The 12,517-nt window shown below is 73.0% G+C and carries 11 protein-coding genes; 6 read left to right on the top strand and 5 right to left on the bottom strand.

Features of this window, described 5'->3' with window-relative positions; all coding sequences use genetic code 11:
- Positions 1–55 precede the first annotated feature (55 nt).
- Genes OG994_RS26430 through OG994_RS26440 form a run of 3 tightly spaced genes read left to right on the top strand, consistent with a single transcriptional unit; the run spans position 56 to position 3,138 of the window.
- On the top strand, positions 56–1,012 hold the full coding sequence (locus OG994_RS26430; protein WP_120329791.1) for an ABC transporter permease: 957 nt from the start codon (positions 56–58) through the stop codon (positions 1,010–1,012).
- A 45-nt stretch (positions 1,013–1,057) separates the two neighbouring features.
- Positions 1,058–2,044 carry an ABC transporter ATP-binding protein gene (locus tag OG994_RS26435; RefSeq protein ID WP_120329792.1) on the top strand — a complete coding sequence of 329 codons (987 nt, stop codon included), beginning with the start codon at positions 1,058–1,060 and terminating at the stop codon, positions 2,042–2,044.
- Complete coding sequence (locus OG994_RS26440; RefSeq protein WP_328851334.1) at positions 2,041–3,138, top strand: ABC transporter ATP-binding protein; 1,098 nt, start codon at positions 2,041–2,043, stop codon at positions 3,136–3,138. Before OG994_RS26435 ends, OG994_RS26440 begins: the two co-directional genes overlap by 4 nt.
- A 265-nt stretch (positions 3,139–3,403) precedes the next feature.
- On the opposite strand, the gene OG994_RS26445 is transcribed toward OG994_RS26440, so the two are convergent.
- Positions 3,404–3,880: a hypothetical protein gene (locus OG994_RS26445; RefSeq protein ID WP_407942549.1), complete on the bottom strand. Its 477-nt coding sequence runs from the start codon at positions 3,878–3,880 to the stop codon at positions 3,404–3,406.
- 58 nt (positions 3,881–3,938) lie between these two features.
- Positions 3,939–4,580, bottom strand: a complete 642-nt coding sequence (locus OG994_RS26450; protein ID WP_120329794.1) for an HNH endonuclease family protein — start codon at positions 4,578–4,580, stop codon at positions 3,939–3,941.
- A 135-nt stretch (positions 4,581–4,715) separates the two neighbouring features.
- Between OG994_RS26450 and OG994_RS26455 the strand changes: the two genes are divergently transcribed.
- Positions 4,716–6,125: an MFS transporter gene (locus tag OG994_RS26455; protein ID WP_120329795.1), complete on the top strand. Its 1,410-nt coding sequence runs from the start codon at positions 4,716–4,718 to the stop codon at positions 6,123–6,125.
- Between the two features lie 41 nt (positions 6,126–6,166).
- Here OG994_RS26455 and leuA read toward each other — a convergent pair whose 3' ends face one another.
- The 3 genes from leuA to OG994_RS26470 form a co-directional block, all read right to left on the bottom strand.
- The gene (gene leuA / locus OG994_RS26460; RefSeq protein WP_328851335.1) at positions 6,167–7,918 is read right to left on the bottom strand and encodes a 2-isopropylmalate synthase; all 1,752 of its coding nucleotides are present in this window, start codon (positions 7,916–7,918) and stop codon (positions 6,167–6,169) included.
- A gap of 320 nt (positions 7,919–8,238) precedes the next feature.
- Positions 8,239–8,895: a nitroreductase family protein gene (locus OG994_RS26465; protein ID WP_120329797.1), complete on the bottom strand. Its 657-nt coding sequence runs from the start codon at positions 8,893–8,895 to the stop codon at positions 8,239–8,241.
- A gap of 83 nt (positions 8,896–8,978) precedes the next feature.
- Positions 8,979–9,836: a hypothetical protein gene (locus tag OG994_RS26470; protein ID WP_240033032.1), complete on the bottom strand. Its 858-nt coding sequence runs from the start codon at positions 9,834–9,836 to the stop codon at positions 8,979–8,981.
- A 320-nt stretch (positions 9,837–10,156) separates the two neighbouring features.
- Between OG994_RS26470 and OG994_RS26475 the strand changes: the two genes are divergently transcribed.
- Together OG994_RS26475 and OG994_RS26480 are read left to right on the top strand one after the other, a co-directional pair.
- Positions 10,157–11,422, top strand: a complete 1,266-nt coding sequence (locus OG994_RS26475) for an aspartate kinase (RefSeq protein WP_120329799.1) — start codon at positions 10,157–10,159, stop codon at positions 11,420–11,422.
- Between the two features lie 3 nt (positions 11,423–11,425).
- Complete coding sequence (locus OG994_RS26480) at positions 11,426–12,484, top strand: aspartate-semialdehyde dehydrogenase (protein WP_120329800.1); 1,059 nt, start codon at positions 11,426–11,428, stop codon at positions 12,482–12,484.
- Positions 12,485–12,517: the final 33 nt, after the last annotated feature.

The following is a 12,517-nucleotide window of genomic DNA, read 5'->3' on the forward strand; positions in this document are numbered from 1 at the left end:
GCGGGCGGATGATCCGCGGGTCCCGGCTCGGCGGCGAACGAAGCGAGGCGACGGCATGAGCGAGCGCAGTATCGGACTGCTCGGCGAGCGTAAGAAGGCGCGGCTGGAGGAACTGGCCCGGGCCAGCGCGGACAAGGGCGGGGTCAGCCTCGTCCGGGACGCGGCCCGGCGGCTGCGACGCAACCCCGTCGCCATCGTCGGCGCGATCATCGTGGGTCTGTTCGTGCTGGTGGCGGCGTTCGCCCCGCTCATCGCGCCACACGACCCGGTGCAGCGGTTCGACGAGCTGACCCGCAACCTCACCGTCGACAACATCCCCGGCGCGAGCAGCGAGTTCCCGCTCGGGTCCGACCCGCTGGGCCGGGACTTCCTGTCCCGGCTCATCTACGGCAGCCGGCAGACCCTCTTCGTCGGCGTCCTCGCCACCCTCATCGGGCTCGCCTTCGGCGTGGTGTTCGGCGCGCTCGCCGGCGCCTTCGGCGGGTGGATCGACGTCATCCTGATGCGGCTCACCGACGTCATGCTGGCCCTGCCCAGCCTGCTGCTGGCGATCACCCTGGTCGCCATGGCGAGCAAGTCCAGCCAGTGGACGGTGATCTTCGCGGTCGCCATCGTCAACGTGCCGATCTTCGCCCGCCTGCTGCGCGGCTCGATGCTCGCGCAACGGGAGAGCGACCACGTGCTCGCCGCGCGGGCGCTCGGGGTCAAGGAGCGCAACATCGTGCTGCGGCACATGCTGCCGAACTCGCTGACCGCCGTGATCGTGCAGGCCACGCTGACGTTCGCGGTGGCCATCCTGGACGCGGCGGCCCTCTCCTTCCTCGGTCTCGGTGACCCGGACATCAACCGGGCCGAGTGGGGCCTCATGCTCGGCGTGGACGGCCAGCGCTACTTCGAGGTACGACCGGAGCTGGCCTACTACCCGGCGCTCGCGATCATCGTGGTCGCGCTCGGCTTCACCCTGCTCGGCGAGGCCATGCGCGAGGCCATCGACCCGAAGAACCGGCGGTGACGCGGTGCGAGCGACAACGGACCAGCACGGTGAGGAAGTGACCCGATGAGCCTGCTCGACGTACGAGACCTGAGCGTCGTGTTCCAGCGGCGCGGCGAGCGGCCGTTCACCGCCGTCGACAAGGTCAGCTTCACGGTGGAGCCGGGTCAGACCGTCGGCCTGGTCGGCGAGTCGGGCTGCGGCAAGAGCGTGACCAGCCTGGCGATCATGGGGCTGCTGCCCCGCCGGGGCAACAAGGTCACGGGCGAGGTGCTCTTCGACGGCGCCGACCTGCTGAAGCTGCGGCCGGACGACATGCGGGACCGGCGTGGCCGGGACATCGGCATGATCTTCCAGGACCCGCTCTCCTCGCTGAACCCGGTCATCCCGATCGGCATCCAGGTCGCCGAGGTGCTGGAGCGGCACCGGGGCATGGACCACAAGGCGGCGCTCAAGGAGGCCAAGGAGCTGCTCGACGCGGTCGGCATCCCGGACCCGATGCGGCGGCTCAAGGAGTACCCGCACCAGATCTCCGGCGGCATGCGCCAGCGCGCGCTGATCGCCATCGCGCTGGCCTGCAAGCCCCGCCTGCTGATCGCCGACGAGCCGACCACGGCGCTGGACGTGACCATCCAGGCGCAGATCCTCACCCTGCTCAAGCAGCTCGTCGACGAGACCGGCACGGCGCTCATCATGATCACGCACGATCTCGGTGTGGTGGCCGGCCTCTGCGACACCGTCAACGTCCTCTACGGCGGCAAGGTCGTGGAGCGGGCGCGGCGGCACGAGCTGTTCGGGCACGCGCGGCACCCGTACACCCACGGGCTGCTCAACTCGGTGCCCCGGCTCGACTCGCCCCGCGGCGAGCGCCTGCACGCCATTCCCGGATCGGTGGCCGACAACATCCCGTGGGCCGAGGGCTGCGCCTTCGCGCCGCGCTGCCCCAACGTGGTGGACGCCTGCCTGGAGGGCCCGCCGCCGCTCGAACCCACCGCCACCGGCGGCGACCTGCGCTGCAACAACCCTGTTTCCGAGGAGGTGGCGGTGCCGTGACCGAGCGGATCGGACCACTGGTCGAACTGCGCGACGTCAAGGTCCACTTTCCGATCAAGAGCGGTCTGCTCGTCGACCGCACCGTCGGCTACGTGTACGCCGTGGACGGCGTCTCCCTGTCCATCAACGCCGGTGAGACGTACGGGCTGGTCGGCGAGTCGGGCTGCGGCAAGTCGACGCTCGGGCGGGGCCTGCTGCGGCTCGTCGAGCCGACCGCCGGGGAGATCATCTTCGACGGCACCGACGTGCGCTCGCTCAAGGGCGAGAAGATGCGCCGGGCCCGCCGCCGCATGCAGATGATCTTCCAGGACCCGCTGTCCAGCCTGGACCCCCGCCAGTCGGTGGAGTCGCTGCTCGTCGAGGGGCTCAAGGCGCACGGGCTGGCCAACGACAAGGCCGAGACCGGCCGGCGGCTGCGCGAGACGCTCGACGCCGTGGGACTGCCCGCCTCGGCGCTCACCAAGTACCCGCACGAGTTCTCCGGCGGCCAGCGGCAGCGCATCGGCATCGCCCGGGCGCTGGTGCTCAACCCGGACCTCATCGTCGCCGACGAGCCCGTCTCGGCGCTCGACGTGTCGATCCAGGCACAGGTGCTCAACCTGCTCGAGGACCTCCAGGCCGAGCGAGGCCTCACGTACCTGATCATCGCTCACGACCTGGCGGTGGTCCGGCACATCGCGGACACCGTCGGCGTCATGTACCTCGGCGGGCTCGTGGAGGAGGCGTCCAGCGACGACCTCTACCGGGAGCCGCTGCACCCGTACACCCGGGCGCTGATGTCGGCGGTGCCGGTGCCGGACCCGGTGGTGGAGGACCGCCGCGAGCGGATCCTCCTCGCCGGCGACCTTCCGTCGCCCACCAACCCGCCGTCGGGGTGCCGCTTCCACACGCGATGCCCGTGGGCGCAGCCGACGCGGTGCGCCGACGAGCGGCCGGCGCTGCGGGAGGTGGTCACGGGACACCGCGTGGCGTGCCACTACGCGGAGGACATCGCCGCCGGCCGGATCCGGCCCCACGAGGTCGAGCCGGAGCTGGTGCGGCCGACCGACGACGCCGCGCCCGGCGACCCGGGCGAGCTGATCCCGACGCCGTGACGGTCCGGTCGGCGGGGCCGGTCTCCGGCTCCGCCGACCGCCCGACCCCTGCCCGCCCTGACCCCCTGCCCGCCCGACGGCCGGGCTGCCGGCCCGAGGTCCGGGGCCTCGCCGGTCGGTGTCCGGGTACCGGGCCGCTTCAGAGCTGATGTCGTCACCGACATCAACGGTTGCCGACACGGCATCCGTGTCCCACCCGACCCTGGGCCCACCTCGTCGGGCCGCGGACGGGCCGCCGCCCGGACGGCAGCACCCGCGGGGCCGCTCAGCCCTCGGGACGGTTGAGCAGGGCGACCGCGACAGCGTGCACCGCGTCGAGACCCGTGGCGTCGGGCAGCGCCACCCGGCCGCCGGTGACGGCGTACCACTCGTCGGCGTCCTTGTACTGCACGCGCAGCGTGACCTGCCCGTCCGCCCACTCGGTGCGCAGCGTCAGCTCGCCGGTGACGACGCCGACCTCGTCGGTCATCACCCCGCCCGGGCCGGCCACGATGTCCGTGGTCCGATCCTGGGCGCCGCCCGCGCCGCCCGCGCCGCCCGCGCCGCCCGCGCCGGTTCCGCCGGCGCCGGCCCCGCTCGCCGCGTCGGCCTGCATGCCCGCGCCCGGCACGGCGGCGGTGGCCGCGGCCGGCCCGTCGGCCTGCATGCCGGCGCCGGGCACCGCTCCCGGCCCCTCGGCGCTGCCGTCCACGTTCATGCCGGCCGTCGTCGGGTCCGGCCCGGTCCCGGACTGGTCGCTCATGCCGGCACCCCACTCCGCGTCCTGCCACCACGCGGACTGTCCGTCCGCTGACGCCCGCTCATGCACAGCCCTCCAGCATCTCGGTCAGGGCGGCCTTCTCGGCGCTCGTCACCGTCAGCCGCCAGTAGTGCTTGACCGTGACCCAGTTCTCGGCGTACTGGCACCAGTACGACCGGTTCGCCGGTTTCCACTGGGACGGGTCCTGGTCACCCTTTGCCCGATTGGAGGAGGCGGAAACCGCGATGAGCTGCGGGCGCGTGGTGTCGTTGGCGAAATCGCCGCGCTTCGCGTCGTCCCACTCGTCGGCGCCCGAGCGCCACGCGTTGGCCAGCGGCACCACATGGTCGATGTCCACATCAGAGGGATCGGTGAAGGCGCGGCCGTCGTACGCGCTCTCCCACCGGCCGGCCACCACGTTGCAGCCGGAGAGCCGGATGTTGCGGCCGTCCCGGCGCAGCACCGTGTCGCGTACGTCGCAGTTGGTGCCGGTGTCCCGCCAGTGCGGGAACCGCTCCCGGCTGTACCCCTTCATCGACCCGGCGCTGGCCACCGTGAGCTGGCTCAGCTTCTGGATCGCCGTACCGTCGGTGCGGGGCGGCACATCCGGTTCGTCCACCGGCACGCAGCCGGCCGCGCCGAGCGCCAGCGCCGCGGCGAGCGCGGCCGACAGCGCCGCGCGCGGTCCTGATCTGGTACGCACAGACGACACCTCTCCAGCTTGCGGGCTCGTGGCGATCCCGCACAGTACCCAAGCACGGTTTCGGCGTTTCGTGGCCTCTCCCACATCGTGCGGGAAAGATGGGCAGACGTGACCCAGCCCTCGCCCGCGCTCCGCATGCGCACCGCCGCAGGACGGGGGACCCTGCTCGCCGCGGTCCTCGCCTCCGGCATGGTCTTCCTGGACACCACCGTGGTCAACGTGGCCCTGCCCCGGCTCGGCGCCGACCTGCACGCCACCGTGGCCGATCTCCAGTGGACGGTGAACGGCTACCTGTTGACGCTCGCCGCGTTCGTGCTGCTCGGCGGCGCGCTCGGCGACCGCTTCGGCCGCCGGCGGATCTTCCTGCTCGGGGTGGTCTGGTTCACCGGCGCGTCCGTCCTCTGCGGCCTGGCCCAGGGCACCTCGTGGCTGATCGGCGCACGCTTCCTCCAGGGCGCCGGCGGGGCGCTGCTCACCCCCGGGTCGCTGTCGGTGCTCCAGTCCAGCTTCCACCCGGACGACCGGGGTCGGGCCATCGGCGCCTGGTCCGGGCTGTCCGGGGTGTCGACGGCGCTCGGGCCGTTCATCGGCGGCTGGCTGATCGACGCGCTGTCCTGGCGGTGGATCTTCTTCCTGAACCTGCCGCTGGCCGTCCTCGTGGTGCTCGCCGCGCTGCGCTGGGTGCCGGAGAGCCGCGACGAGGACGTCTCGCGTACGCGGGCCGCCGGCGACCGGCACCGCCGGTTCGACGTGGCGGGCGCCCTGCTCGGCGCGCTCGCCCTGGGCGGCGTGACGTACGCGCTCATCGACGCGCCCGGACGCGGCGTCGCCTCGCCTGCGGTGTGGGGAGCGGCGCTGGCCGGGCTGCTGGGGGCGACGGCCTTCGTCCTGCTGGAGCGACGTCGCGGCGAGACCGCCATGCTGCCGACCCTGCTGTTCCGCAGCCGGCTGTTCGCGGTGCTGAACGTCTTCACCGTCGTGGTCTACGCCGCGCTCGGCGGCTTCACCTTCTTCTTCTCCGTCTACCTGCAGAACGTGCTCGGCTGGTCGGCGCTGCTCACCGGGGTCGCGCTGCTGCCGATGACGGTCCTGCTGCTCGTGGGCTCGGCGCGGGCGGGTGCGCTGTCCGCGCGGATCGGTCCGCGCCTGCCGCTGACCGTGGGCCCGGTGGTGGCCGCCGTCGGGCTGCTGCTGTTGCGGCGGGTCAGCCCCGGCGCGTCGTACTGGCTCGACGTGCTGCCCGGGGTGGTGCTGTTCGGCGCCGGCCTGACCCTCGTGGTGGCGCCGCTCACCGCGTCGGTGCTCGCCGCCGTGTCGGACCGGTTCGCCGGCGTGGCCAGCGGCTTCAACAACGCGGCGGCCCGCGCGGGCGGCCTGCTCGCGGTGGCCGCGCTGCCGCTGCTGGTCGGTCTCTCCGGTGGCGGGTACGAGCAGCGCGGCGAGCTGACCGGCGCGTTCCGCGGCGCGCTGCTGTGGTGCGCCGGCGCGCTGGTGGCCGGCGCGGTCATGGCGCTCGTGCTGGTGCACCGCCCGCGCCCACGGTGAGAGCAGGGGCCCCTTCCGTCGCGGAGGGGCCCCTGCCCGCGTCAGCGTCGGGCGCGGTTCACGGCGCTGGTCACGGCCTTGATCGAGGCGGTGACGATGTTGGCGTCGACACCCACGCCCCACACCGTCTGACCGTCCACCTCGCACTCGACGTACGCGGCCGCCTGCGCGTCCCCACCCGAGGAGAGCGCGTGCTCGTGGTAGTCGAGCACCCGTACGCCGACACCCACCGACTGGAGCGCGGTGACGTACGCGTCGATCGGGCCGTTGCCGACCGCGGTGAGCGACCGGTCCTCGCCGTCCACGCCGATCCGGGCCTCGATCTCCACCTTCCCCTCGGCGGTGCCGATCGTGTAGCCGGCCAGCGTCACCGCCGGGTCGGTCTGGTGGTCGAGAAGGTAGTTGCGGGCGAAGATCTCCCACATCGCGCCCGGCTCGACCTCGCCGCCGTCGTGGTCGGTGACCTGCTGCACCACGCCGGAGAACTCGATCTGGAGCCGGCGCGGCAGGTCGAGCTGGTGCTCGCTCTTCATGATGTACGCGACGCCGCCCTTGCCGGACTGCGAGTTGACCCGGATGACGGCCTCGTAGGTGCGGCCCAGGTCCTTCGGGTCGATCGGCAGGTAGGGCACCGCCCACGGGTACTCGTCGACGGGTACGCCGGCCGCCGCGGCGTCGGCGGTGAGCGCGTCGAAGCCCTTCTTGATGGCGTCCTGGTGCGAGCCGGAGAACGCGGTGTAGACCAGGTCGCCCGCGTACGGGTGGCGCTCGTGCACCGGCAGCTGGTTGCAGTACTCGACGGTCCGCTTGATCTCGTCGATGTTCGAGAAGTCGATCATCGGGTCGATGCCCTGGGAGAACAGGTTCAGGCCCAGGGTCACCAGGTCGACGTTGCCGGTGCGCTCCCCGTTGCCGAACAGGCAGCCCTCGATCCGGTCGGCGCCGGCCAGCAGGCCCAGCTCGGCGGCGGCCACGCCGGTGCCCCGGTCGTTGTGCGGGTGCAGGCTGAGCACCAGGCTGTCACGCCGGGGCAGGTGCCGGTGCATCCACTCGATCGAGTCCGCGTACACGTTCGGGGTGGCCATCTCGACCGTCGCCGGCAGGTTGACGATCAGCTTCCGGTCCGGCGTCGGGTCGATCACCTCGACGACCTTCGCGCAGACCTCCAGCGCGTACTCCAGCTCGGTGCCCGTGTACGACTCCGGCGAGTACTCGTAGTGGATGTCGGTGTCCGGAGTGTGGATCTCCGCGTACTTCTGGCAGAGCCGGGCGCCGGTGGTGGCGATGTCGGTGATGCCGTCGCGGTCCAGACCGAAGACCACCCGGCGCTGGAGCGTCGAGGTGGAGTTGTAGAAGTGCACGATGGCCCGCTTCGCGCCGCGCAGCGACTCGAACGTCCGGTCGATCAGGTGCTCGCGGCACTGGGTCAGGACCTGGATCGTCACGTCGTCCGGGATCAGATCCTGCTCGATGAGCTGCCGGACGAACTCGTAGTCGGTCTGACTCGCCGACGGGAAGCCGACCTCGATCTCCTTGTAGCCCATCTGCACGAGCAGCTGGAACATGCGCCGCTTGCGCTCGGGGGACATCGGGTCGATCAGGGCCTGGTTGCCGTCGCGCAGGTCGACGGCGCACCAGCGGGGCGCGGCGGCGACGTGCCGGGTCGGCCAGGTGCGGTCCGGCAGGTCGACGCGGAACTGCTGCTGGTAGGGCTGGTAGCGCTGGAACGGCATCCGGCTGGGGCGCTGCCGGGCGATCGGATCGGTCTCGACGTCGGTGGCTGGTTGAGCCATGGCGGAGTGCTCCCGTTGGTCACGTGGCGTCAGCAATCGGAGGTTGTCGGCGGGTGCCGCGGGCGCCGGGCCGGCGACGGTGCCGGGGGCGCGGTGTCGGCGGCGGTGCCGAGCCCGGGGAATTCCGGGCGGACGTTCGGATCTGCTGGGCGGCGCGCTTCAACTCCGCGACGAGGTGCCGGCCGTCAGGCCTCGTCGCGGCGACCAAGGAGAAGGGCCTGCCACATGACAAGCGCAACCCTACGACTCGGGACGTGGATCTGGGAAGACAGTCCGGACTTTGAGACGTGAGTCGCAGGACTGAGCCGCGTAAGCCCAGCTCAGACCAGGAGGAGGTCGTCGAGCGGCCGGCGGTGGCGCAGCCCGGTCTCGGCCGCGACGAGGTCGGCCGGGAGGCTCAACGGATCGCCGAGCCGGCCGACGGCCAGCGCGACGGCGGGCCGGATGTCGCCGGGGAGGTCGAGGTCCGCGGCCAGGCCGGCGCGGTCGAGGTCGTGGATCTGGCGTACGTGCAGCCCGAGCGCCGTGGCCTGCACGGTGAGGTGGGCGACGGCCTGCCCCAGGTCGTACGCCGTCTGCGGGTCCGGCGCGGCGGGGGCGCCCGCGGCCGGGCCCGGTGCGGCGCTCGCCTCCGTGTCCGCTGCGGCGCGGTCGCTCGTAGCGGAGTCCGCTGCGGCGCCCGTGGCGGGGTCGGCTGCCGCGCGGTCGCTCGTGGCGGTGACGTGCGCGGCGAGAAGGAGCGCGGCGGCGCGACGGGCCCAACGCTGCTCCCGCTCCGGGAGGTTGACGAGGATCCGCTTCCAGGTCTCGTCCTCCCGGTGGCCGAGGGCGAACCGCCAGGGCTGGCGGTTGCCCGCCGAGGGCGCCCAGCGGGCGGCCTCCAGCAGTGAGGCGGCCTCGTCCGGGGTCAGCTCGGCGCTCGGATCGAAGGCCCGGGGGCTCCAGCGGAAGGCGAGCAGCGGGGTGAGGTCAGCCATGGGAGAAGCGTCCTGTATGGCCGATTCGCCCAGACGTCCGGGGTGGGCAAATGTGGGCAACAGCACCCGTAACGGGATGAAGATCATTGCGTTCCGGTGCTCGGGCTCCCCGACGGCTCGGGTGGCGGGGGTGAGGCCGTGCCCAGCGGCTCGCCGTCGACGACCGGCCCGGCCAGCTGCACGGTCGGTGGCGCGGGCGCCGGCGGCCCGGCGAGGGTGAGCGTGCCGTGCTCGGTACGGACGGCGGTCGGCGTGCCGTCCTGGTCGTAGCAGTAGATGCCCACGTCCAGCGGGGCGTTCAGCGAGGCCGAGGTGGTCTCCACCGCGTAACAGGTGCCGGCGACGCCCTTCGGCGGCTGCGCCGGCGAGACCGAGAGCGGGGCGCGGCGGTCGGTGAGCACGTCCAGCCAGTCCGTGAACGGGTGCTGCACCCGGGGGTCGAACCGGCGCGGGATCGTGTCGTCCCGGTCGCCGAGGCGTACGCAGCTCGCCGCCTGGGGCCGGGCCGCCGACGGCAGGGCGCACTGGAAGAGCCCGTCGGCGGTCGCCGCCAACGACACGTCGGCCGCCCCGCCGAGCGCCCCGCCCGGCACGTCGACCCGCCAGGTGCCGTCCTCCGCGCTGGTGACCACGATCGTCCGGTCCGGCTCGCCGCCACGGCTGAACGTGTACCGGGCGACGAGGTGACGGTCCTGGGCCGCCGCCGCGAGCGCGGCCAGCTCGTCCCGGGCGGCGTCCGCCGCGACCGGCGTCGGGTCGCTCGCCGGGTCGCTCGGCGGCGGCGTCGACGGCGGTTCGGCGGAGCAGCCGAGGAGGAGTGCAGCCGGCAGGGCGATCGCGAACACGAGGGGGCCGCAGGCGCGCCGGCCGGGCCGGTCGGGGCGGGGCCGGTCGGGCGTACGCCTGCCGGCGACCCGGGGCGAACGGGAGAGGACGGGCACGGGCACATTCTCCGGTGCCCGGGCGCCCCGCGGTGCCCCGGCCGCCCGTCGTACCGACGGCGTGTCGGCCCCCGCCTTCCCGCCCGCCCCGCCGTGTCGGCCTCCGCTTCCCCGCCGCCCGCCGTGTCACCGGCGTGTCGCAGCGGGTCCCGTCCGCCCCCGCGGCCGACCTGCGCGTCCGCGCCCGTGCGGGCCGGATGGTGGGATCACCCGACCCGGCGGACCCGCCGGCCCGATAGGCTGAGGAGGTCTGACACGCCGCCGGCCCGTGACCGGCGGCGTCGGCACGCTCAGGGTCACTGGGAGGGGAGTGCACCGTCGTGGCACTCGTGGTGCAGAAGTACGGCGGGTCCTCCGTCGCCAACGCCGAGCGGATCAAGCGGGTCGCCGAACGCATCGTCGCCGCACGCAAGGCCGGTGACGATGTCGTGGTGGTGGTCTCCGCGATGGGTGACACCACCGACGAACTGCTCGACCTGGCCAACCAGATCAGCCCGCTGCCACCGGGCCGTGAGCTGGACATGCTGCTCACCGCCGGTGAGCGCATCTCCATGGCGCTGCTCGCGATGGCCATCCACAACCTGGGGTACGAGGCCCGTTCGTTCACCGGCTCGCAGGCCGGCGTGATCACCACCTCGGTGCACGGCCGGGCGCGGATCATCGACGTGACCCCGGGCCGCCTGAAGGGCGCGCTCGACGAGGGCGCCGTGGTGATCGTGGCCGGCTTCCAGGGCGTCTCCCAGGACACCAAGGACGTGACGACGCTCGGTCGGGGTGGCTCGGACACCACGGCCGTCGCGCTGGCCGCCGCGCTCGACGCCGACGTCTGCGAGATCTACACCGACGTGGACGGCGTCTTCAGCGCCGACCCGCGCATCGTGCCCAACGCCCGGCACATCAAGCAGATCACCTACGAGGAGATGCTGGAGCTGGCCGCCTGCGGCGCCAAGGTGCTGCACCTGCGCAGCGTGGAGTACGCCCGGCGCGCGGGGTTGCCGATCCACGTCCGTTCGTCATACTCGACCAACACCGGCACGATGGTCACCGGATCGATGGAGGACCTTCCCGTGGAGCAAGCACTGATCACCGGGGTCGCCCACGACCGCAGCGAGGCCAAGATCACGATCGTCGGCGTGCCGGACGAGCCCGGCGCCGCCGCGCGGATCTTCGACACCGTGGCGGGCGCCGAGATCAACATCGACATGATCGTGCAGAACGTCTCCACCGAGGGCACCGGGCGGACGGACATCTCCTTCACCCTGCCCAAGGCCGACGGCCCGACGGCGATGGCCGCGCTCAGCAAGATCCAGGAGTCGGTCAAGTTCAAGGGCCTGCTCTACGACGACCACGTCGGCAAGGTGTCGCTCATCGGCGCCGGGATGCGCTCGCACCCGGGCGTCGCGGCCGGCTTCTTCGCGGCCCTCGGCGCGGCCGGCGTGAACATCGAGATGATCTCCACCTCCGAGATCCGGGTCTCGGTGGTCTGCCGGGACACCGACCTCGACGCGGCGGTCCGTGCCATCCACGACGCCTTCGACCTCGGCGGCGACACCGAGGCCGTGGTCTACGCGGGCACCGGGCGGTAGCTCATGGGCGAGCTGCCCACCCTCGCCGTGGTCGGGGCGACCGGCGCTGTCGGCACCGTCATGTGCGAGCTGCTCACCGGGCGCCGCAACGTCTGGGGCGAGATCCGCCTGCTCGCCTCCGAGCGTTCGGTCGGGCGGCGGGTCCGCTGCCGGGGCGACGAGCTGACCGTCCAGGCGGTCACCCCGGAGGCCTTCGACGGGGTCGACGTCGCGATGTTCGACGTGCCCGACGAGGTGTCCGCGCAGTGGGCGCCGGTCGCGGTCGACCGTGGCGCCGTCGTGGTGGACAACTCCGGCGCCTTCCGGATGGACCGAGACGTGCCGCTGGTGGTGCCGGAGATCAACCCCGAGCAGGTACGCAACCGGCCGAAGGGCATCATCGCCAACGCCAACTGCACGACCCTCGCGATGATCGTGGCGATCGCACCGCTGCACCGCGAGTACGGCCTGCGCGAGCTGGTCGTCTCCTCGTACCAGGCGGTCTCCGGCGCCGGCCAGGCAGGTGTGGACGCCCTGCACGCGCAGCTCGGCAAGGTCGCGGGGGACCGCGTGCTCGGCTCGCGGCCCGGCGACGTACGCCAGGCGGTCGGCGACGACCTCGGGCCGTTCCCGGCGCCGCTCGCCCTGAACGTGGTGCCATGGGCCGGCTCGGCCCTGGACGGCGGCTGGTCGTCGGAGGAGATGAAGGTCCGCAACGAGTCCCGGAAGATCCTCGGCCTGCCCGACCTGAAGGTCTCCGCCACCTGCGTGCGGGTGCCGGTCGTGACCGGGCACTCGGTGGCCGTGCACGCGGTGTTCGCCACCGAGGTCGACGCCGAGGGCGCCCGCGAGGTGCTGCGCAACGCGCCCGGCGTGATCCTGGTCGACGACCCGGCCGCCGGCGAGTTCCCCATGCCGATCGACGCCGTGGGCACCGACCCGTCCTGGGTGGGCCGGATCCGTAGGGCCCTGGACGACCCACGCGCCCTGGACCTCTTCATCACCGGCGACAACCTCCGCAAGGGCGCCGCCCTGAACACGGCCCAGATCGCCGAACTCCTAGCCCAAGAGCTGACCCGCTAACCCCCCGCGCGCCCCCGCGCCCCCGCGCGCTCC

It is taken from the genome of Micromonospora globbae (assembly GCF_036184225.1).
GTDB classification, from domain to species: domain Bacteria; phylum Actinomycetota; class Actinomycetes; order Mycobacteriales; family Micromonosporaceae; genus Micromonospora; species Micromonospora globbae.